The 22,128-nt window shown below is 43.7% G+C and carries 18 protein-coding genes, 9 tRNA genes, 1 rRNA gene and 1 riboswitch; of the genes, 4 read left to right on the forward strand and 24 right to left on the reverse strand.

Annotation, left to right across the window (positions count from 1 at the left end; translation table 11 throughout):
- Positions 1–8: 8 nt before the first annotated feature.
- From AAEO50_RS11555 to AAEO50_RS11570, 4 genes are all read right to left on the reverse strand, one after another.
- Positions 9–1,958, reverse strand: a complete 1,950-nt coding sequence (locus AAEO50_RS11555) for an ABC transporter permease subunit (protein ID WP_341983735.1) — start codon at positions 1,956–1,958, stop codon at positions 9–11.
- A 522-nt stretch (positions 1,959–2,480) separates the two neighbouring features.
- Complete coding sequence (locus tag AAEO50_RS11560; protein ID WP_341983737.1) at positions 2,481–3,191, reverse strand: EAL domain-containing protein; 711 nt, start codon at positions 3,189–3,191, stop codon at positions 2,481–2,483.
- A gap of 84 nt (positions 3,192–3,275) precedes the next feature.
- Positions 3,276–3,357, reverse strand: a riboswitch (cyclic di-GMP riboswitch).
- A gap of 108 nt (positions 3,358–3,465) precedes the next feature.
- Complete coding sequence (locus AAEO50_RS11565; RefSeq protein WP_341983738.1) at positions 3,466–4,050, reverse strand: DNA-3-methyladenine glycosylase; 585 nt, start codon at positions 4,048–4,050, stop codon at positions 3,466–3,468.
- A 93-nt stretch (positions 4,051–4,143) separates the two neighbouring features.
- On the reverse strand, positions 4,144–5,196 hold the full coding sequence (locus tag AAEO50_RS11570) for a P1 family peptidase (RefSeq protein WP_341983740.1): 1,053 nt from the start codon (positions 5,194–5,196) through the stop codon (positions 4,144–4,146).
- A gap of 299 nt (positions 5,197–5,495) precedes the next feature.
- On the opposite strand from AAEO50_RS11570, the gene AAEO50_RS11575 reads away from it, so the two are divergent.
- Complete coding sequence (locus AAEO50_RS11575) at positions 5,496–6,299, forward strand: CAP domain-containing protein (RefSeq protein ID WP_341983742.1); 804 nt, start codon at positions 5,496–5,498, stop codon at positions 6,297–6,299.
- Between the two features lie 44 nt (positions 6,300–6,343).
- Here AAEO50_RS11575 and AAEO50_RS11580 read toward each other — a convergent pair whose 3' ends face one another.
- Entirely contained in the window at positions 6,344–6,790 is a 447-nt protein-coding gene (locus tag AAEO50_RS11580; protein ID WP_341983744.1) for a GNAT family N-acetyltransferase, read from the reverse strand.
- A 244-nt stretch (positions 6,791–7,034) separates the two neighbouring features.
- Here AAEO50_RS11580 and liaG point away from each other — a divergent pair, with 244 nt between their 5' ends.
- Positions 7,035–7,898, forward strand: coding sequence for a LiaG family protein (gene liaG / locus AAEO50_RS11585; protein WP_341983746.1), 864 nt, complete (start codon positions 7,035–7,037; stop codon positions 7,896–7,898).
- A 46-nt stretch (positions 7,899–7,944) separates the two neighbouring features.
- Here liaG and AAEO50_RS11590 read toward each other — a convergent pair whose 3' ends face one another.
- On the reverse strand, positions 7,945–8,679 hold the full coding sequence (locus AAEO50_RS11590; RefSeq protein ID WP_341983749.1) for a YqcI/YcgG family protein: 735 nt from the start codon (positions 8,677–8,679) through the stop codon (positions 7,945–7,947).
- 349 nt (positions 8,680–9,028) lie between these two features.
- The gene (locus AAEO50_RS11595; RefSeq protein ID WP_341983751.1) at positions 9,029–11,224 is read right to left on the reverse strand and encodes an FUSC family protein; all 2,196 of its coding nucleotides are present in this window, start codon (positions 11,222–11,224) and stop codon (positions 9,029–9,031) included.
- A gap of 232 nt (positions 11,225–11,456) precedes the next feature.
- On the opposite strand from AAEO50_RS11595, the gene AAEO50_RS11600 reads away from it, so the two are divergent.
- On the forward strand, positions 11,457–11,735 hold the full coding sequence (locus AAEO50_RS11600; protein ID WP_341983753.1) for a DUF1292 domain-containing protein: 279 nt from the start codon (positions 11,457–11,459) through the stop codon (positions 11,733–11,735).
- 50 nt (positions 11,736–11,785) lie between these two features.
- Here the strand turns inward: AAEO50_RS11600 and glmS are convergent, their stop codons facing one another.
- The 6 genes from glmS to sigW all read right to left on the reverse strand — a co-directional run bounded on the left by glmS (position 11,786) and on the right by sigW (position 19,011).
- Positions 11,786–13,588 (reverse strand): glutamine--fructose-6-phosphate transaminase (isomerizing), encoded by a 1,803-nt coding sequence (gene glmS / locus AAEO50_RS11605; RefSeq protein ID WP_341983756.1) that lies wholly within the window; start codon positions 13,586–13,588, stop codon positions 11,786–11,788.
- 513 nt (positions 13,589–14,101) lie between these two features.
- On the reverse strand, positions 14,102–15,451 hold the full coding sequence (glmM, locus tag AAEO50_RS11610) for a phosphoglucosamine mutase (RefSeq protein WP_341983758.1): 1,350 nt from the start codon (positions 15,449–15,451) through the stop codon (positions 14,102–14,104).
- A 25-nt stretch (positions 15,452–15,476) separates the two neighbouring features.
- Positions 15,477–16,715 (reverse strand): CdaR family protein, encoded by a 1,239-nt coding sequence (locus tag AAEO50_RS11615; RefSeq protein WP_341983760.1) that lies wholly within the window; start codon positions 16,713–16,715, stop codon positions 15,477–15,479.
- Positions 16,708–17,544 carry a diadenylate cyclase CdaA gene (gene cdaA, locus AAEO50_RS11620; protein ID WP_341983762.1) on the reverse strand — a complete coding sequence of 279 codons (837 nt, stop codon included), beginning with the start codon at positions 17,542–17,544 and terminating at the stop codon, positions 16,708–16,710. The genes AAEO50_RS11615 and cdaA overlap by 8 nt, the downstream gene beginning before the upstream one ends.
- 255 nt (positions 17,545–17,799) lie before the next feature.
- Entirely contained in the window at positions 17,800–18,432 is a 633-nt protein-coding gene (locus AAEO50_RS11625) for an anti-sigma factor (RefSeq protein WP_341983764.1), read from the reverse strand.
- Positions 18,433–18,447: 15 nt separating this feature from the next.
- On the reverse strand, positions 18,448–19,011 hold the full coding sequence (gene sigW / locus AAEO50_RS11630) for an RNA polymerase sigma factor SigW (RefSeq protein ID WP_175986398.1): 564 nt from the start codon (positions 19,009–19,011) through the stop codon (positions 18,448–18,450).
- 168 nt (positions 19,012–19,179) lie between these two features.
- On the opposite strand from sigW, the gene AAEO50_RS11635 reads away from it, so the two are divergent.
- On the forward strand, positions 19,180–19,344 hold the full coding sequence (locus AAEO50_RS11635) for an aspartyl-phosphate phosphatase Spo0E family protein (RefSeq protein ID WP_341983768.1): 165 nt from the start codon (positions 19,180–19,182) through the stop codon (positions 19,342–19,344).
- Between the two features lie 176 nt (positions 19,345–19,520).
- Here AAEO50_RS11635 and rocF read toward each other — a convergent pair whose 3' ends face one another.
- The 11 genes from rocF to rrf form a co-directional block, all read right to left on the reverse strand.
- Positions 19,521–20,423, reverse strand: a complete 903-nt coding sequence (gene rocF, locus AAEO50_RS11640; protein WP_341983771.1) for an arginase — start codon at positions 20,421–20,423, stop codon at positions 19,521–19,523.
- A 643-nt stretch (positions 20,424–21,066) separates the two neighbouring features.
- Positions 21,067–21,142, reverse strand: a tRNA-Ala gene (locus tag AAEO50_RS11645).
- A 49-nt stretch (positions 21,143–21,191) separates the two neighbouring features.
- Positions 21,192–21,264, reverse strand: a tRNA-Lys gene (locus AAEO50_RS11650).
- Positions 21,265–21,268: 4 nt separating this feature from the next.
- Positions 21,269–21,343 (reverse strand) — tRNA-Gln (locus AAEO50_RS11655).
- 59 nt (positions 21,344–21,402) lie between these two features.
- Positions 21,403–21,486: transfer RNA gene (locus tag AAEO50_RS11660), tRNA-Tyr, on the reverse strand.
- A 14-nt stretch (positions 21,487–21,500) separates the two neighbouring features.
- Positions 21,501–21,576, reverse strand: a tRNA-Thr gene (locus tag AAEO50_RS11665).
- 87 nt (positions 21,577–21,663) lie between these two features.
- Positions 21,664–21,739: transfer RNA gene (locus AAEO50_RS11670), tRNA-Val, on the reverse strand.
- Between the two features lie 38 nt (positions 21,740–21,777).
- A tRNA-Glu gene (locus tag AAEO50_RS11675) sits at positions 21,778–21,852 on the reverse strand.
- Between the two features lie 22 nt (positions 21,853–21,874).
- Positions 21,875–21,947 (reverse strand) — tRNA-Thr (locus AAEO50_RS11680).
- Positions 21,948–21,949: 2 nt separating this feature from the next.
- Positions 21,950–22,024, reverse strand: a tRNA-Asn gene (locus AAEO50_RS11685).
- Positions 22,025–22,033: 9 nt separating this feature from the next.
- Positions 22,034–22,128: ribosomal RNA gene (rrf, locus tag AAEO50_RS11690) — 5S ribosomal RNA — on the reverse strand; the annotation flags it as partial.

The following is a 22,128-nucleotide window of genomic DNA, read 5'->3' on the forward strand; positions in this document are numbered from 1 at the left end:
CACTCCTTCTAACCTTTAAAGGTCTGTTGTTTTGTCAATTGAAAATCTCTCACTTCAGGAAGGTATGCTTTCTTTTTCATTGATTTATGTTTGTTCTTGATCGCGGTATTGTTGATCAGCACGCCAACCTTTTGCTGCTGGATTTCCTTTACTCCCTGGACAATGAGCTGCATCGCGATGATGGCAATCATGAATGCTGCCAGCGGAGCAAGAACGATCCAGTATTTACCCGTCATCAGAGAATATCTGGCTGAGCTTATCAGCCCTGACCATTCAAAGGTCCCTGACTTAGGCGGGTCTGGCAAATCACCACCGGTAATGATGGTCCCTCCAAGAAAGAGGTGAAACAATCCCAAGTGAACCAGAATTAATAGAGTTTGAATGAACTGGTGGCCAAAGATGATGAACAATCTCGGTGCCAGGTGAGGGAAAAGGTGGGTCCAAAGTAAATGCTTATTGTTCCCTCCCAAAAGTTTGGCAGAAAGCACAAAATCTTTTCTTCCTATCAGTTTCAACTCATTCCCTATCAATACCGTGGTTAAGGGCAGTACCAATATCGTGAGGATCATCGCTTCAAACACAAGTCGTTCAAACATCGAGTTATCCCATCCAAGTACCGGCAATCCCCACAATACAGGTCTCAGCAGCAGATATGCAATCAAACTCAGCGGAAGGAAATGGATGGAATCAACCAGTCGATCGAGCCAATTTTTTCTGCGTTCCTTTAAGTGAAAATGATAAAACACTCCTAAGTAAAATCCTCCAATGACTCGTAACAGGGCGACAATCAAGGCAAACAGCAGCGTAAATTTCGCCCCGACAATCAATTGGTCCATAATGCTGTACCCATAAATATCCGAACCAAGGATCATTTGATCAGACGGTTTATGTGGAGGACCCGACACAATCCGGCCTTCATCATTTTTGAGATACTTAATGTAGTGGATTGGATTCTCTTTGAATAAAGGGTAAAGGAAGCTATAGATAATCATGATGAACAACGCACTGCACCCTAAAGCGAACTTAGGATTGTGCATATGCTGCCACCACAATCTTCTGAGTGAATTAAGCCATCCCCAAACCTTCCATTCCGTCCACTTTGTTTTGTCTTTCTTATATTGGGTGTCATCTTCATTAGCGGCTGTATTCACCCACAGATGAACTCCCTGATATATGACGAAGAAAGGCGTGAAAATCAAAATAAGCGAAATGGCGATAACCATCGGCCTGAAATCCTGCACGATATAGTATGTGATCCCTCTCATGTTAAAAATCGTTTCAATGACAAATAAACTTGAGAGCATTCCCCAAATGATCATTTTCCCATGATAAAAAAGGCTTGGGGATATGTTCTTCAAGACATGTGAAAGCAGTATCCGCCCTTTTGACATCCCTTTACTCTGTGCGAATTCAATATGCGGTTTTAAAAGCTCTTCTTCTGTTATCAAAAGAAGAATGCGAAAGAACGAGATCATCGGGATGATCGAGAGAGTGATCATGGGTGCTAGATAGATTTTTTCGTCTCCTATTTCCGTGAACTGCATCAGCTCGAAGCCGAATTTTTTAAAAATGAATACAATGGCAAGCTGAAGCATGAAAGCAAACATAAGATCCGGAACGGTTTCCAGCAGGTTCAACAGCTTTTTCAGAGGTGATGACAACCAACGGGGAAGGAAGACTGTTATGACGGTGAGAATGAATCCGAATCCAAGCCCGATAGCCAAAGCCCCGCCTAATACTTGCAAAGAATACAGATAAGGACCCCACAGCATATCCATGAAATGTTCCGTATATCCTTTGTATGTATAGCTCCAATTTTCTTTATCCCAAAACGCAAAGAAAAACTTAACCACCTCTTCGGAGTACCCGATAAAGTTGTACAGGCCCCTTTCTCTCATCGCTTGAGGAGCAACGCTGATGGCAATGATCCCGAGAAATCCAAGAAAATAATAGAACACAAATTTAAGTGGAAACCTCAAAAACCTCATAGTAATCCCCTTTTTTCTTTTTTCTTTTTTCTTCAGTTTAATGGATGATGTAAATTATTTCAATTTTATTTCAATTTCAACAATTTCGTTTCTAGTAAAATTTTTAAACGCCGCTGTTGGCTTCCGTGCAAGACTTCGCTTTCCGCGGGTAGCCCGTGAGCCTCCTCGTCACTGCGTTCCTGCGGGCAGAAAAGCGGAGGCGGCTCGACCAGCCCCGACAAGCATAAGATGAATGGGCCGGGAAGGCGTTGTTTGCCTTCTTGGACCATTTAGCTTATGACCTCGAGGGGCTAGCCGCCGGAGCTAGACACGTCTCACATTAGCTACTCTTCCCGCAGGAGTCTTCGTCTTGCACTCCAACCAACAGCTAAATCCACTTAAAGAAAAAATAATCTTTAGCAGAATCGAATAAACAACAGTAACCCCTCACATTAATTGATGAAACATTAAAAGATCAGAACAACCGGCCTGATCTTTATACTTTCAATATATTTATGCCAGCATCCGGCTCGGCCGCCCGAGATAATAGCCTTGCCCCACTGTGATGCCGAGTTGTTTGGCAACAAGCATATCTTCCTCTTGTTCAATTCCTTCTAAAATAATCTGTGTATCGTTTCCGTAAAATTGATTAAAGAAAGAGAGAAACCGCTGTTTCCTTTCACTCTCAGCCAAATTTTTCGCAAAGTATCGATCAAGCTTGATGATATCCGGTTCAAATTCTATGGACTTTTTTATAGAGGCTGTTCCTTGGCCGAAATCATCAATCGCATATAAAACATTGTAGTGTTTGAGGTTTTTTAGTGCCTTCAGCAATAATGGATTCTGCCAGAGTTCATCTGAAGTGGATTCATTCAGCTCCAAAACAAGACGTCCCTGAAGTTCAGGGTGAGTCTCCATGAGATAGTCAAAATATCGATGAAAGCTCGGATGTAAGATCGTGGTGACATAAACATTTACGAACAGCTTCCCGTTCTGATTTCGATTAAGGAAAAATCCCTCAACCGCTTTCGAAATCGACAGGGTATCAAGCTTATACAATATGTTAGCCTTCATGGCAGTCTGAAAAAGCTTCTCAGGATTTTCTTTATGGGTATTCCGCAGCAGCGCTTCATATCCATAAAGTGATTGAGAGTGATCAATTGTATATAAAGGCTGATAATCATGATAGATAAAGTCATCTTGAAAAATCGTAAATATATTCATAAGACTCCTGTACTCTCTTTATCGTAAGTTTTTGAAACAGTATTCGTCTAGAAAAAAGACCACATTAAAGAACGTATCAAAACGTTCGGATGTGGTCGGTTGCGCTACTAGCTCCCCTGAATGTAAGCGCCCATCTATCATCCAGGTTCACAGCTCCCAATGCGAAATTTATCTTATTATGTAGAAAACAATCTCAATAAGTAAAATATACCATAAAAATAGTTCATTGGGAGTGGTTTTTCATTATTTATTTGAAAATTTAGAATCTGCACTATCATCTGGAAATATAAGGGTTATCCTTCACCCAGTAGCGCCAGGGATAATCTCTTGCTTCCCCTGAATTATCGATTCCGATTCTTTTGCCGGAAACAATCTCGTCAGGATTGTATCCCTCTGCTATGATAAGCGGCGGCTCTGTATAAAACCTTCCATAGTCCTCCATGGTGATCCCCAACGCTTTCGTCAATTTCCCCGGGCCGCTCGTCCAATTCTTCATTGGCTGGCCCTTTCTTCTTTCGTTCATCAAGTCTAGTCCCTCCACCGGCTCAACGGCTCGTATTAAGATGGCATTCGGCACCCCGACCGATGCGGATACGACATTGACCAGGCAGTGGGTATGCATTAAATATGTATAAACCCTGCCTGCTTCATGGAACATAATTTCCGTGCGTTTTGTCCGGCGGTTGCCGAAACTGTGAGCTGCCCTGTCCTCAGGACCGAGATAAGCTTCTGTTTCAACGATATAGCCTGAAGCGATTCCTTCCTCTGTTTCCTTTACCAACACACAGCCTAACAGTGCTTTGGCAAGCTCTAATGTTGGCTGCTCGTAAAAAGAAAGAGGCAAAGGTGTGTATTTCATCCTGTCACATCCTTACGTAATTCCTTCCTTATATACTTCCTCTTTACCTGCAGGAAAAAACCTTTATTATGGCGAAATCCAGTTCTTTTATCATCATTTCCTTAAAGCGGTCAGCACCTCTAACGGAATGGCTTCCACTTCCCGTCCATTTCTTCCTGACGTTGTTTCGGCTTTCGCCAGGGCGTTCCATATTGCTTCCTCGACACAGTCCACCGCCATTTCAAAAAGCATGGAAATCATTTCCCCATCTTCTTTAATGAACGAGAATGTTAACGTATTGTCTTCAGAGGGCTGATGCGGAACCTTATGAGCTGTGGAAAAGGCAAGGACGATATCACCGCTTCCATGCGCCGCATAAGACCCTGTCCTGGAAAGACCAAATGACGCCCGCTTAGCCAGCCGCTTAAGCTGTCTTTCATTCATAGGGGCATCTGTAGCAATAATAATCATAATGGACCCATCAGGGGTCTCTCGTTCTTCTCTTTCCTTTTCGACCGGGAAGCGCAGATCGGTCCGCCGGCCGAAATTCGTTACAACGAGTGCGCCGACCGTAAACAGGTCCTCATTAAATTGGTGTTCCCTGGAACTTGTGCCGACTCCACCCTTGTACCCTAAACAGAGCATACCGGTTCCGGCTCCAACGCACCCTTCCTCAATGTAACCAGAATGAGCCTTTTCAATCGCTTCCCTGGCATCATCCGGGGATACGTTGAGTCCCCGGATATCATTCAGGTACCCATCATTGCACTCCCCGACAAATACATTGACGGTCCCTGTTGTATCACCAATCTCCGGACATTCCTCCATCAGATATTGAACCGTTCCCTTCATGACATCCCCGACGGAAAGCGTATTGGTAAGCATGATCGGGCTTTCCAGCACACCCAATTCCTCAATCTGGATGGTTCCCGCCGTCTTACCGAACCCGTTAATCACATGGCTCGCAGCAAAAACTTTTTCCCTGAACATATTTCCTTCATGAGGCAAAATAGCCGTGACACCTGTTCGCACGGTTTCGCCGTTTTTCTCATAATAAAGTGTTTGATGACCCACTTTCACACCCTTAATATCGGTAATGCTGTTAGCCTGACCGCAAGAATAAGAACCGATCCCCATTCCGAGGTCACGCAGTCTTTTTCTTTTCATTAAAACAAACACTCCTTTATTTATAGCATGTTCGTTTACCTATTCGATTTCGAATAGTTTATTACCTTTTTTGGGTTACTTTTGCATTTGGTGCCTGGCTCTATTTAGCCCTTTTGAGCCAGGCACTATTTCAACACTTCAACTAACCTGCATTTCCGTTCCTTGTTCCTTCACACCAATTCTCCCACATATTACAGAGGATACCACCTATAGAAGATGCAAATATTAATACCTGTGATCAATCCTGAGCGTTTTCAGGTCAGGAGAATGCACCATAAATGATTTGGAGGATAAGTAAATTGAAAAAACATCTTAGATTGTTAAGCATCTGTACGATGGTCCCCTTAATGCTTTTGACAGCATGCAATGCGAATAATGGGAATGAAAACCTGAATGATACTCAAGACGTTACCTATGATCCTGTGAACTACGGGAATGCTGATAAACCCCGGACAGATTTGGATCGTGACAGAGCGGCGGATATGGGCGGGTTTAATGTAAATGAAGGGAACGGTAATCGAACGGCTCTTCACCGTTTTATGGCTCCGATAGATCCTGATGGAAAATTGCGTGAATTTACCCATTTAGATCCGGGAGAAGATTTCGGACCAGATGGAAATGAGAAAGCTCAAGAACCTAATCAGGCTCAAGAGCCAAATGCAGCACAACCTGAGCCTCCGGCAAATCAGCCTCAGCAAAAAGCTCAACCTTCAGAGGCAAGTGGATTTGTGAAGCAAGTTATCGACTTAACCAATCAAGAACGCAAAAAGAATGGGCTGGGTGCCCTTAAAGCGGACGGAGAACTGTCCAATGTAGCTGAAATGAAATCAGAGGATATGAAAGATAAAAATTATTTTTCCCATACCTCTCCAACTTACGGATCTCCATTTGAGATGATGCAAAACTTTGGGATTGATTATTCATCTGCAGCAGAAAACATTGCAGTTGGACAGGAATCTCCTCAATCAGTAGTTAATGCTTGGATGAACAGTCCGGGCCACCGCAAAAACATCTTGAACGGGCAATTGACTCATATCGGTGTCGGGATCGCAAAAGACGGCAGCCAAGGGATTTACTGGACACAGATGTTCATTTCAAAATAAATCCAACGAAAAGAAGGACCGAGTTGAATCGTGTCCTTCTTTTTTTACATGTCCAGCTTCATAAATTTATTTAGATCATGGAACCCCAATTTTTCATAAAGCTTGATCGCTTGTTCATTGCTGCTGTAAACATTCAAACGGACTTCATCATACTCCATCTCTTTCAGCTCTTCCAGTGCCTGTTTCAATAGGGCAGTTGCAAAGCCTTTACCTCGAAACGACTTCTTTACATATATGTCATTAATCCAGCCAATTTCTTTTCCAATTACCCAATCAGTGCTTTTATCTATCTGCACCCAGCCCGCCAGTTTCCCGCTTGATCTGGCTGCAAGAAAATAAGCGCCGAACTTTTTAGAGTGCTCGTAAGCCTTAATCATTTCTTCTTTATGATTTTCAAAAGGAATCCCTGTTGCTTCTTCTCTATTTATTCCTGCTAATTCATAAATTTCAGCAATTTCTTCTTCAGTTGCCCTTCCTAATATAACGGACATTAATAATCCTCTCCTCTGATAATGACTGTCTCATATATCATTATAAGCCAGAATAATTTGAAAGGAATAACCTTTTTTCTTAAGTAACCAGGATGTTGAAATCAGCAGCAAGCAGTTTTTTCTCACTGTCCCATACGTCTCTGGACTGAGTGAAAAATAATTCTGGAGCGTCATTGTTGGAAAAGGAAGCATCAAGTAAAATAAAACTATAAATTGGAAAAACAAACCAAAGCGAGGGATTGGGATGAAGAATATTTTTGCGGTGATCATTGCGATATTGGCTTTAGGAACACTTTACACCATCATAAATGATCAAACATCGTTGTTTGCCAAAGATACTAAATCAGGGGATTCAGTAGAAGTGACAAGCGATGTGGATTCAATACAATTGCTGTTAGAAAGCGGTGAAACAGAAATTATTCCTACAGATGAGAATGAAGTGAAAGTCGAAATCGATGGAAACGGCAAACTCACGCTGAAAGAGAAAGGAGATACAATTGAAGTTGAGGTAAAGCATAAATGGTATCAATGGATTGCGTTCAATCGCAAATCAGATATCACCGTGTATGTACCAAAAGATTATGACCGGGATATGAGCATTGAACTTGGTTCGGGTGAAGCTGTATTCACAGGCGGATCAACCTCCAACCCAATGAAGCTTGATACACTCACAGTGAAGATGGGCTCTGGTGATATGGAACTGGCTCACTTCAAAACAAATGTTTTCGATCACAAGGGATCATCAGGTGACTTAAACATCGATAACTTAACAACTAAAAACGGGAAAGTAAATCTAAGCTCAGGAGACGTCGACATCTCAAATTATGAGGGTCCGCTTAGCGGGGACGTTTCCTCCGGTGATGTAACGGTCATGATGAAGTCGCTGACAGGAGACATAGACTTTGATGTCAGTTCAGGCGAAGTAAATCTGGACCTTCCGGATGATGCCAGCTTCACCCTGAATGGGCGTGCAAGCAGCGGTGATGTTTCATCAAATTTCCCACTGAAGGATATAAAAGATGAAGATGGTGATATCAGCGGTACGGCAGGAAACGGAAAGTACAAAGTGAAAGCCTCTGTTTCGAGTGGCAGTGTGGATATTTACTAACAAAAAAAGTGTCAGACCTTTCTAAGATAAGGTCTGACACTTTTTTCTATTTATGATGAAACGGGCATTTCCCTTCGATCGGCTCAATGTCGTCTCCTATAAAATACTGTTTCCATTCCCTGTGCTCAGGATCGCCGTAGTGGCTGATATTAGGATGCTTCGGCAAGCCGTCCCACTTCTCTACCCGCTCCCTTACTTTTTCACGGGACATGATACCGCCTTTGGACGTACCTTCCAGACCTTCAAATATTCTTCTCGGCTGAAATCCTAACACAAGGCTGTTACCAAGATCACGTGTTTTCCGCTGCTTATAGGCAGGCGTATTGCCGAAAACGAAATATGGCTCCTCCGCGAATGAAAATGCCCATAAGTGATGATCCGGGTCTTTTGGATAGTCCGCCGGCCACGGTTTGTCATCCTTCTCATGCAGAAACTGAAGGATATTCCAGAAATATTCGCGGTAATAAGGAATATCTCTCTCTTCTTTCTCAGGTTCTACAAACAGAAAGAAACCGTGTCTGATGAGACGCTGTCCTTCCGGGATATCAAATAATTCATTAAACTCCCTTAATGTCTGGGGCAGATGTTCCCAGTTGTCATGGCTGATATATGAATAACGCAGTTCCCCTTTTTTCTCTCCGGTCATACCAAAATAACAAGGGAACGTTTTGTCTGTCACGACTTCATGAAAATGTTGATATTCCTCAATGACCCACTGCGGTACGATGTCCGGGTTGGTCACATCTTCTTTCGTGAATAAATAGCTTCTTTTGTCTGACACAACTGCCACCTCACAATTTTTACAGATGGTAGTTTGTACCCTTTGGGAGGCTGTCTGAAACAACCATTTTTTATGTGTTTCACTTTTACCATTTGAATCACCAGAAAGTATGGGCTGGTTAAGCTCTTACTAATGCATGACTGTGTTAAACACCGCTGTTGATTTCCGTGCAAGACTTCGCTTTCCGCGGGCGGCCGGTGAGCCTCCTCGTCGCAAAAGCTCCTGCGGGGTCTCACCTGTCTCGCTTTTCCCGCAGGAGTCTACGTCTTGCACTCCAATCAACTGCTAGAACCAGTTTTTAATAATAACAATAAGCATTAACAGAGACTTCCATAAAAAGAAAACGGGTTTAGCCGCTTTCTCCTTTCGTTTCTATTACCTCTGCTCCCACTTCCCTGCCGATTGTTAGAATGGACTGGTTAATGCGCCATATATAATAAAGATGATGAATGATGTCCAGTTGGGAGTGAAGCCTGCTTGGGGCAATCTTTTCGACTTGAGCGCGTTCATCATTTAAGCTCCACAATTGCCTATTGCTCCCTGTCCCTTTTAATAGGCCGCGCAGAGCCTCAATATTTTGTGTAAGCTTCTCTTCCGTTTCTTCTACCGATACATATAGTTGATCCGTTACCAGCGGATCGGCTTTTCGATTAGAGGAAGCGAGAAGATGTTTCGCATAATAATTGATCGCTGTCGTCACCGTGATCCATCTTCCGATTCCGGAACGAGTGAGTGCTCCTGGTCTTTGAAGAATGGATGCCGCTTCGTCCTTCACAGCCTGTAGCTTCTGATCGAGATCAAATGCCTGATCAGTAAGGGGTGGATTGTCATTTTTCAAAAAACCTTTTAAATAAGCAGAAACATAGCTTTCCAGCTCGTTAAAGAACTCATCAAGCGCATCCCCCACCTTGTGCTTTGTTTTCTTCGGCAGTACAAGGGCAGACACGCTTAATGCAATCACCGCCCCTGCAATTGTATCCAGGACTCTAGCACCCATCAATTCCATGCTGATTCCGCCCAATAATAAATCATACATAAAAGCGATGAGCATCGTGATGAACAAGCTCATCATCGTATAGGAAACGGTAAAAAAATAGAGGGCCATGAATAAGACTAAAAAGAGCAGGAAGACTTCAAGCTCGGATTGGCCTGATACCAGCTTTGCTGCACCAAACCCGATAATGGCTCCGATGACCGTACCCACCGACCGCTGGAACCCTTTCATATACGTTCTGCCTACGGACTCGGTACCGATTTGGATGATAAAAGTGGTCAGCAGCACCCAATAAGGCTGTGTCGGTGAAATCAATTCGCCTACTATGATAGCCAGGGTCCCGGCGACCAGCGCTTGAATCCCTTTTCTCGTCTGCGGCTTCAGTGATCGATCTTGTGAAGGCTCGTCTTTTTTCTCTTCCGGTTCATCATCAGCCGTTTCTTCCGCTGCTTTCATTTCGTTACCAGGTGCTTTAAGGGATTCCTGTATGGTGAGGGCCGCTTCCAGCACGTGATTTGCAATCGACTCAATCCTTCTTAAGAGGTAAACGCCTTTAGGCTTATCCTCTTGATTCAGGAACTCTGTCAGCAGCAAACGAAGCCCCTGGATGGCTTTTTCCGCCTCCTCCAAGTAATGGGGATCATAATTATGGGCCAGTACTTCGGCATCCCGGAGCGAACGAATGACCCAGACCAGAAAGCGCCTCACTTCTGCGGATTCCAGCGCATCCAGCTCCTTCAGACGTTTAAGCGAATCCGTCAAGGTTTGGACAAGCATCTCCGTATCAAATACATATAACCTCAGCTGAGACGACTCGATACCCGGCCACAGCTTTTTCAAATCCTCATCATTAATCTCCGAAGATACAATCCTCGCATAATCGTTCAAACGATTCACATTACGATAAAGAAGCTTTCTCCTCTTCTCGCTGCTGTCTGGCTCCTCAATCATCTTAATCAAAATCGTAAACGTCACATTCGATTGGATATGAAACGAGCGCATACTTCTCCGCAAAACGTGGACAGAACCCTTGAACAGGATAAAACTGTAAAAATAAGCGTATACAGCACCTATGCTTATCCCGATATAAAACCATATGAGATGCGCGGCATCCAATTGCAAAATGAACGACATATAGATGGCCATGAACCCTGCCATCCCCATCGAAAAATACCGGATCTGGAACCGTGAAAAATAAAAGGCCGAAAAAATGACCAGCACCATCAATCCATTTACCAGCAGACTATAATGCGCCAGTAAAGAACCGACCGTTATTCCGAAAGCCACCGACACTCCTATCAAGACGGTCGTCACTTTCTTCTTTGCCTCGGTCTCATCCATCACGATCATGACCCCAAGCATGCCGACGAGCCCCGCTACAATAGCAGGAGTGATTGCCTCGTAATCCCATAGATCAAGGAGAAAAAGCATCGTAAACACAGCAGAAATCAAGCTGATCGTCGCCTTCCCCGCCTGCTGAAACCTCTTCCGTCCGGGATCAGAAGCCAAAAACCTCCCTAACCAAACATATTGTCTATGTAAATGCTTCATTTTATCATCATACCTCTACCCTTGACCTGATTTCTTATATCGTACCCTTCTCACTAAAAAAGTAACCTGGACTGTCGAAACAGCAGGTTACTCTTTGTGTTGGTGCGACATAAGGAACGTCTTCCATTATGTTTATTTTTACGATTATACGGGTTTTGGGTGTGGAGGTAAAGGAAAGTGCTTATAACAACTGTTCGATTGGAGAGATTATATAAATATATGGAGGTGTATGATGGAGAGAAAGATAAGAGACTCTATTACTGTAATAGATGAAAAGGGATCTGAAATACATTTATATGTAGAAGCGTTATTTGATATGTTCGGTGAAACCTATGCCCTGCTAAAAACCCATGATGAAAACCAAGACATGATTGTGATGCGCGTTGAAAATGATGGCAGTGAACAGTACCTGGAAAGTATTGAGGACCCTAACACGATTGAGAATATACTGGATGCCTATGAAATTGCAGTGGATGCACAGCCGATCGACCAGAATTTCAATGAGCATTAAAAAAACCCCGCACCGCTGATATCAGCGGTATCCGGGGTTTTGTTCTATTCTTACTCCACCGTAACCGACTTAGCCAGGTTACGCGGCTTATCTACATCACAGTCGCGGTGCAGGGCAGCGTAGTAAGAAATTAATTGTAACGGAATGACAGAGATAAGAGGTGTTAACATTGGGTTAACCTCTGGGATGACGAAGCGGTCTTCTTCGTCTTCTAAGCCTTTCATTGAAATGATGCAAGGGTTAGCTCCACGAGCCACTACCTCTTTCACATTTCCACGGATGCTTAGGTTTACAGCTTCTTGAGTTGCAAGAGCGACAACCGGTGTTCCTTCTTCGATCAGGGCGATTGTACCGTGCTTAAGTTCTCCGCCGGCAAATCCTTCAGCTTGGATATAAGAGATTTCTTTCAGCTTAAGTGAACCCTCAAGCCCTACATAGAAATCAAGGGAACGTCCGATGAAGAAGCAGTTGCGTGTTGTTGAAAGATATTCGCGAGCGATTTCTTCGAATTCTTCTTTCGTATCACATAGTGCTTCCATAGCAGTCGCTACAATTCCAAGCTCTTGGATTAAGTCAAAGTCCTGAACCGTTCCACATGATTGGCCCGTTACGTGAGCCAATATCGCTAATACAGCTAATTGAGCTGTGTACGCTTTTGTTGAAGCAACGGCAATCTCTGGCCCAGCGTGAAGAAGAAGTGTGTAATCCGCTTCACGGGATAGAGTCGAGCCTGCTACGTTAGTAACAGTAAGAGCTTTGTGGCCCATCTCTTTGACTTGAACAAGAACGGCACGGCTGTCAGCCGTTTCACCGCTTTGAGAAATAAAGATGAATAATGGCTTCTCTGATAGAAGCGGCATATTGTAGTTGAACTCACTCGCAACATGGACTTCCACAGGGATTCCTGCACTCTTCTCGATGAATTGCTTACCAACCAATCCTGCGTGGTAGCTTGTTCCGGCAGCAATGATATAGATGCGGTCCGCTTCTTTCATTGCCCCTACGATCGGCTCATCGATGTGAAGTTCGTTGTTCTCGTTTTGGTATGCCTGGATAATCTTACGCATCACTAATGGCTGCTCATCGATTTCTTTCAGCATGTAATGAGGATATGTTCCTTTTTCGATGTCACTTGCATCAATTTCAGCAGTGTAAGGAGCACGTTCCATTACTTCCCCGATCAGGTTTTGGATTTCAACCTTCTCTTTTGTTACGATAACCATTTCTTTATCCATCAGTTCAACGAATTGATCCGTTACTTGGATCATCGCCATTGCATCACTTGCTACAACGTTAAAGCCTTCACCAAGACCTACGAGCAGCGGACTTTTATTTTTACCAACAAAAATCGTTTCATCGTTTTCAGCATCCAATAACGCGATGGCATAAGAACCTTTAAGCAGCATCAAAGTTTGACGGAACGCTTCTTCTACAGCGTTGCCTTCTTCAACAAGCTTTTCGATCAATTGAACGATAATTTCTGTATCCGTTTCACTTTTGAACGCTACATCCGTCAAATATTGACGTTTAAGCTGAGAGTAGTTTTCGATTACTCCGTTATGAACGATTGTGAAACGGCCTGAAGTGCTTTGATGCGGATGAGCATTCACTTGGCTTGGTACACCGTGTGTCGCCCAGCGCGTGTGCCCGATCCCTGTGTTGGTTGCTACGTTCTCATCGACGATTCCGCGAAGATCGGCAATACGTCCTTTTTCCTTGAATACGTGGATCCCATCCGCGTTTTGCACGGCAATACCGGCAGAATCATAACCGCGGTACTCAAGCTTCTCAAGACCTTTTAATAAGATTTCCTTTGTATCTGAATTTCCAATATATCCTACGATACCACACATAATTAAATATCCTCCCTGAATGGAAAAGGGGGCAAGATATCTTTTGGGGACAGCCTGCCCCCTTATCTCAATTGTCATTAGTTTTAGTAAGTCACTGTTTCTCTTCCCTTTGTGCATCAAGTTGCCTCGATGTTTTGAGAAAGAATCTAACGGCTCCGTGACATTATGAACCGGGAGGCATCCGCCGAACACTCGATTGAACCTCCACCTCGTCAACTAAACGGCTCTCCCGTTCAGTCCTGGCGCTTTTTATTCGTTATCTTTGAACGATCCACCTTTCCATACTTGAATCGAATCTGCTGTTTCCAATTTATTTATAATCAAAAACAAAATCATCATACACCAGCAGGAACTCTTGCGTCAATAAAAATATGAACGCCGGAATCAGTTGTCACCACATTGTTATCTTCCCGCAATAAAAACCTCATAAACGCATGTGTGAAAATAAAATAAACTCATCATTATTAAATATGCATAAGGGGTACGTTTTGTACCCCTTATGCATAAAAACGGTTATTCGTTTAATCCCATTTCTTCTTTTACCACTCGCGCGATCTCATCAACGTATTGCTCGCATAATTCTTCGGTCGGCGCTTCCGCCATTACGCGTACAAGAGGCTCGGTACCGGATGGGCGTACAAGGATACGGCCGTTTCCGTTCATTTCCTCTTCCACTTTTCCGATGACGCTTTTGACCTTTTCATTATCGGTAACATGATGCTTGTCTGTTACACGTACATTCACAAGCTTTTGAGGGAACTTCTGCATTTCTCCTGCTAACTCAGATAATGATTTGCCTGTTACCTTCATGATATTCACAAGCTGAATACCTGTTAACAGCCCGTCACCCGTCGTGTTGTAATCAAGGAAAATGATATGTCCTGACTGCTCGCCGCCAAGATTATAGCCGTTTGTTTTCATTTCTTCCACTACATAGCGGTCACCGACTGCGGTCTGGATGCTTTGGATTCCATGCTCTTCCAGCCCTTTATGGAAACCAAGATTACTCATCACCGTCGATACAACAGTTGATTGTTTCAATCTTCCTTCAGACTTCAAGTATTTACCGCAGATATACATGATCTGATCGCCGTCTACAATATTTCCGTGCTCATCAATAGCGATGATGCGGTCCCCGTCACCGTCAAAGGCAAGTCCTACATCCGCATCCTTTTCCTTCACCATTTCAGCAAGCGCTTCTGGATGAGTGGAGCCGACTCCTTCATTGATGTTCAATCCGTCAGGAGATGCCCCCATCGTGGAAATATCCGCATCCAAATCAGCAAATAAGTGAGTCGCCAATGAGGAAGTAGCACCGTGAGCGCAGTCCAATGCAATATGTAAACCATCGAAATCTTCGTCTACAGTCTGCTTTAAGTATTGAAGGTACTTCTGTCCGCCTTCGAAATAATCACTTACTTGTCCTAAATCCGCTCCTATTGGACGAGGAAGGCTGTCTTCTGTTTGATCCAGCAGTTCTTCAATCTCAAGCTCCTGATCGTCCGATAATTTAAATCCGTCCGGACCGAAGAATTTGATTCCGTTGTCCCCCACAGGATTATGGGAAGCAGAGATCATGACCCCCGCCTGAGCTCCCAGAGCTTTCGTCAAATAAGAGACTCCCGGTGTTGAGATGACACCCAGACGCATAACTTCCGCTCCAATAGAGAGCAGGCCGGCAACCAATGCCCCTTCAAGCATATGCCCGGAAATACGGGTATCTCTTCCAATCAGGATTTTAGGACGTGTCGCATCCTTTGTCAGAACATAACCACCAAATCGACCAAGTTTAAATGCTAATTCTGGCGTTAATTCTGTATTCGCTACACCTCTTACACCATCTGTTCCAAAATACTTACCCATTGTCATTCTCTCCTTTTCACAGCACTTATGCTGACGTGTTCTTTTCTTCAATCCTTATTTTTACGGTATCTTGAGATAGCGTCCAATCAACGTTTTCAGGCCCCTCGGCATCAATCTCGACTTCATGCTCGCCTGGTTCCAAGTCTGTTAAATCAAGCGCTAAATTAAAATCATCTTTTGTTATTTTTTCAACTGCACCATTTTCGCCTTGTAACGTGGCATCAATCGCTCCACCCTCAGGCGTCAGTATGGTCACTTCGTATTCTTCTCCCAAGCCCTCTGGTTTCAAATCGATTCCAGATACTTTCTTCTCAGACTTGGTATTCACATCTACCTTGACCTTTACTTCCTCTGGGGCTACTTTGTTCAACCCGTCTTTCAGAGATAAAGGCACTGAGATGGTCGCATCTTTCGTGACTTTACTTAAATCCACTTCCGCTGTGAGTTCTTTGATTGAATCCAGCACTTCTTGCCTGCCGAATACGTTCACTGTTTCAGGCTCTACCGATATGGATTCAAGCGTCGTTCCTTCAGGCAATGAACCTTTTTTCTTAATGGCTATCGGAACCTCCTTGCTCGGATTCACCACCGATACGGTGACATCCACATATTCGGGCTCGATCTGAACATTAAGTTTGTTATACTCACGGTCCAACACCTGAACTTTAGCTTCCCTCGTGACATTTTCACTTATTTCACCCTCTATATCAAGGGTTGCTTTTACATATGTGATCTGGTCAATCTGATCTTTTGCCCCCGTTACCTTGACCGTCTTCGGATCGACAGATAATCCTTCTGCTTCGAATCCGTTCGATAGGAGACCGGTATTAAACTCGGGCTCGATCGTAAATTCCTCGGTCACTTTTTCCTGTACGGTGACCGTTACAAACTCCGGATTGATCTTCACTTTTAATTTATCCGATATATTATCGATTTCCACAGGAACCTGATGTTCACCGATTCCTACATCATTCAAGTCAACATATACTTGAAAATCTTTTAACGTCTTTGTTGGCTGAACGATCGCTTTAGGCCCATCCACCGTCAAATTGACGGTTTCAGGCAGACCCGAGACGACAAGGTTCTCGGAATCATAAAAAACTTCAAGAGGTACATTTTGAATGGTGTCAAAGGACGTTTGTGGGTTGCTGCTATTGTTCGCGGTCTTCTGGAAGTCATCAAAGTTCACTGATAAATAAAGGATGAATGCCAGGAGTAATCCGACCACACGCATAAACCAACGGGATTCCATGAATTTATCCATTTTCTTTCTTCCCCCTCCAGCTCCATTTTGATGAGGAAGCACTTGTCTTTTCGCCTATCAACTCGACCGTAAGAATTTCCTTGAAGCGCTCTAATGACAGGTCGCGATGCAGCTCTCCGTTCTTCGTTATGGAGATTGCTCCCGTTTCTTCCGATACGACAACCGTGATGCTGTCTGTCACTTCACTTACCCCAAGAGCTGCTCTGTGCCTTGTTCCTAGCTCTTTCGAAATAAATGGACTTTCGGAGAGAGGCAGATAACAAGCTGCAGCAGCAATTTGGCGTTTCTGAATGATCACTGCTCCATCGTGAAGCGGAGTATTCGGAATAAAAATATTAATGAGCAATTGAGACGTGATCTTGGCATCGATCGCAATGCCGGTTTCTATGTAATCACTCATCCCGGTCTCTCTTTCAATCGAAAGAAGAGCACCAATCCGGCGTTTAGCCATATAACTGACTGCCTTCGTCATGGACTCGATCATTTGCTCCTGTTCTTCTTCCTCCTGCATGCCGGTCCTAGAGAATAAATGTCCTCTTCCCAGCTGCTCCAAAGCACGTCGCAGCTCAGGCTGGAAGATGATAATGATTGCGAGGAACCCCCATGTGAGCGCCTGCTCCATCATCCAACCCAGCGTATCCAAACCAAAGATACTACTGAGCCCCCTGACGATGATAATGACAAAGATACCTTTTAATAATTGAACTGCCTTGGTACCCTTTATGAGCATGATTAATTTATAAATAACAAACCATACCACAAGAATGTCTACGATATCCGAGACATAATCCAGGGCAGAGTAATCTGAAAATAAATCGATAAACGGCATATTACATCCTCCAATAGCTTAATCGAAAGCGTAAGCCGCCATGTGGCTTCTTTTTTCGTAACTAATATAGTATAGCACATTCTCATTCTGTTACAGGAAAGAACCCCATGGCTCTATATAAATAAATAATTACCAATAAAACAATTATTCTTTTAAAGTATTCCTCAAAAAAACTGACATGAAACGAGGAATCTTCCCCTGCATGTCAGTCAATCTGGGACGAACAATGCATCGTTTCATCCCTTTTATCATATCTTACTTTTCATCAAGTTGCGAATTTCCCCATTCAACTAAATCTTTGGCCCCGCTTTTGATCTGGTACCAAAGCCATTCAAATGCCGCATCGATTTCTTTGATATCCCCTGTAACAGTACCGGCGGAAGCAAGGTATTGCTTCCCATTAATCACGGTTACGTCCCCTGTCACTTTTCCTTCTATTTTCACATCGCCGTTCCGTACGGTGAGATCTCCATTCACTACTTCACCTTCAGGAACCACGACCGTGTGATCCTGTACGACCAGCGCATCATTTTTGGTGAAAGAAAAATCCTCATTATCATTCCATGAGGCAAACACGCTTCCTGTCATAAAAAATAAGAATAGTGCTGCCGCTGTCAGCATCGGATGGTGGCGCAGCCATCTCTCTACGCCCACCTTTTTCTTTTCCTTTGGTAATCTGTCCATCACACTATTTGTAAAATCATCCGGCGCGCTTATATGTGAAGTGCTTTGTACAAACGCAATCGCTTTTTTCAATTCATGAAAGTGATGCTGACAATCCTCACATTGCTGCAGATGATTCTTCAGTTTCTGCTCATGTTCACTTGTAATATCGCCGTCTAAATAGTCATGCATATAATCGATCATTTCTTCAGGACAAGTTTTCATCTCCACTCACCCTCTCTATAAAGATTTTAATTGTTTACGAAGAGCTTCCCGCCCTCTATGTACTCTTGTTTTGACAGTACCTAAAGGCATATCTAGTATTTCACTGATTTCCTGCAGCGGAAGTTCCTCGATATATTTTAACACGATAACCGATCGATATTTCTCCGGGAGCTTGGAAATTTCCTTCTGTATCGTTTCCTGAAGTTCCATGTTCTCCACTTCATCCTCAGGCATCTGTACATCGGCTGCAACCTGTGAGTACATCGTCAATCCTTCTGTGCCTGCCACCTCGGCATCCAAATAATAGTCCGGCTTCTTCTTACGTATCCTGTCGATACAAAGATTTGTCGCAATCCGAAACAGCCACGTGGAGAACTTTCTCTTCTGATTAAAGGTTTCAATATTTACATAAGCCCTGATAAAAGCTTCCTGCGCAATATCTTCTGCTTCATGCCGATTTCCCAGCATCCGATAACAAATCTGAAACACTTTATCCTTATAAAGTTCCACTAACTCAGCGAAAGCACTTTGATCGCCTTTTAACACTTGTTTTATCCGTTTTTTCACTAATGCTTCCATATCATTATACCCCCGCTCTATGCGGCTATATTTATATACGTTTCATCCTCTAAAAAGGTTTCATTTTTTTTCATAATATAATCCTAACAAATTTTCACCAAAAAATGTTTACAAATTATAGAAATGGGGTATAAAAGGACTAATCTTTAATGTACAGGGGGATTCACCATGAGTGGAAGGGTTAGAAATGAGTTATTATATCAAATCGAGGACTGTCGTCGTCAAATGGTAGAACTTGCAAGAGAGTCATCATTCGCTGACGAAAAAGTCGTTCATTTGAGCACTCGACTGGATAATCTATTAAACCAATACCAGATAGTCAAACAAAATTGAAAGAAGATAGAATAGAAAAAGGCTGAAAACCTGTTGGGAGGTTTTCAGCCTTATTTGTGTTATTTCGGGAATGAACGTTCATTGTCACAAGCTGCGACAGCTGGCAGCCCGGTAAATCACAATCACAATGGAAAGTGTGCTGCCGGTGTCCTGTCGATAGGCCGCCTCTGCTTTTCTTACAGCAACTTTTCTCCGAATAATGATCCCATCAGAGCAACGGCTACGGTTGCGGTTTTATTTTTTTCATCAAGAATCGGGTTTACCTCTACAAATTCTGCAGATGTAATGATTTTTGCTTCCTCAAGCATTTCCATGGCTAAATGACTTTCACGATAGCTGATTCCTCCAAGAACAGGCGTACCAACTCCAGGAGCATCGCTTGGATCCAGACCATCAAGATCAAGAGACAGATGAACACCATCTGTTCTATCTTTCAAGTATCCTATCGCATCTTCCATCACCTTTGCCATGCCCATACGGTCAACTTCGTGCATGGTATATACCTTGATACCCTTTTCCTTAATGAGTTCTCTTTCTCCTTCATCCAAAGAGCGAGCCCCGATGATCACGATATTCTCCGGTTTGATTTTCGGCGTGCTCCCCCCAATGCTTGTCAGGTCCTCATGGCCGATCCCTAAACTAACCGCAAGCGGCATACCATGAATGTTGCCGGAAGGAGAAGTATCACCAGTATTTAAATCGCCATGTGCATCATACCAGATGACGCCGAGATTTTCATAATGAGCGGAAACCCCTGCCAATGTTCCAATGGCAATACTGTGATCTCCTCCAAAAATCAATGGAAAATCACCATTTGAAATAACTTCATCTACTTTAGATGCCAGCTTGCTGCTAGCTTCAGCAACCGCTTTCAAATTCCTCAAATTAGTATCCGGATTATTATGTACACGTTCCGCTTGTCCAATTTCTATATCCCCAAGGTCTTTCATTTCATAACCGAGGTTCTCAAGACGCTCTACCACTCCTGCATAACGGATGGCACTTGGCCCCATATCGACCCCGCGTCTCATTTGTCCTAAATCCATTGGTACCCCGATAATAGATATGTTTTTGTTCATGAAAATTCCTCCTTACCCAATTGTCTATCTCTTCTTCTATTGTATCCTGATAGTGAGCGATGACTCAACTTGACAGGATTATGTATATATATGCGATTAGGGATGGGTTGAGGAGCGGGGTGGTGTAAGATTATGAGGGTTTTGTTTCTTCGTGGTGATGGATGGGTAGAGATTTTTGCGCAATATGCATAATGAGGAGTGGAGGGTGATTGGCGGAGGCTGATTGGTGGTTGTTGGAATTGGGGCTTGTAAACTTTAAAGTTTTTCGACAAGTTGCTCAATTATCGTGAAAGTGGCGCAATTATCAGGATTCTGGCGCAATTATTCGGAATCCGGCGCGATTATCCTTCAAACTGGCTCAATCCCTTCCTGACCGTCACCAATAACTATGCTTTCCCCATTTAACTCCGATTAAATAAGGCCTAATAGGATGAAAAAGATGCTCCCCTCCCCTCTTAATGGAAAAAATAATTCAAAACCCATTTATTTTTGAGTCTACTTGCATCTCAAATAGAATTTTATGAAAAAATTAGTTTCTTACCTGCCTTCATTCCCACCATCATCATCAAATTACCCGACCACCAAACCAATACAAAAAAACCCCAACTCTTAAAAAGAGTTGAGGTTCTTCATGTCGTATGTATGGTGGAGCCTAGCGGGATCGAACCGCTGACCTCCTGCGTGCAAAGCAGGCGCTCTCCCAGCTGAGCTAAGGCCCCGTGATATAGGAATTTCTCACACCTATGGATAAGATGTGAGAAATAGTGATGAGCCATGAAGGACTCGAACCTTCGACCCTCTGATTAAAAGTCAGATGCTCTACCAACTGAGCTAATGGCTCTTGATGGCTGGGCTAGCTGGATTCGAACCAACGCATGTCGCAGTCAAAGTGCGATGCCTTACCGCTTGGCTATAGCCCAATATAATGACATAAAAAAGGGACATTACTAATATGTCCATTTCAGTCTGTAATATACAATGGTGGAGGGGGGCAGATTCGAACTGCCGAACCCGAAGGAGCGGATTTACAGTCCGCCGCGTTTAGCCACTTCGCTACCCCTCCACAATGAAAGAAAATGGTGCCGGCAAGAGGACTTGAACCCCCAACCTACTGATTACAAGTCAGTTGCTCTACCAGTTGAGCTACACCGGCGTATAAAATTCTAAAGAGCTTGTCTCTTTACTAAACTTAGTAAAGGATGGAAAGATCTTTTGCTTCGCTGCGCTGCGCAAAAATCTATGGTGGAGGATGACGGGATCGAACCGCCGACCCTCTGCTTGTAAGGCAGATGCTCTCCCAGCTGAGCTAATCCTCCAATATGTATGGTGATTTCTTTTGCTTGTACAAAAAACATGGTGACCCATACGGGATTCGAACCCGTGTTACCGCCGTGAAAGGGCGGTGTCTTAACCGCTTGACCAATGGGCCAGTCTATTTTCAAAAAAATAAAAGCTTCCAACCGGGCTCGAACCGGTGACCTCTTCCTTACCATGGAAGCACTCTACCTGCTGAGCTATGGAAGCAATGGCTCCGCAGGCAAGATTCGAACTTGCGACCGATCGGTTAACAGCCGATAGCTCTACCACTGAGCTACTGCGGAATGATTTTAGCCTGGCGACGTCCTACTCTCACAGGGGGAGATCCCCCAACTACCATCGGCGCTGAAGAGCTTAACTTCCGTGTTCGGCATGGGAACGGGTGTGA

It is taken from the genome of Rossellomorea oryzaecorticis (genome assembly GCF_038405515.1).
GTDB classification, from domain to species: Bacteria; Bacillota; Bacilli; order Bacillales; family Bacillaceae_B; genus Rossellomorea; species Rossellomorea oryzaecorticis_A.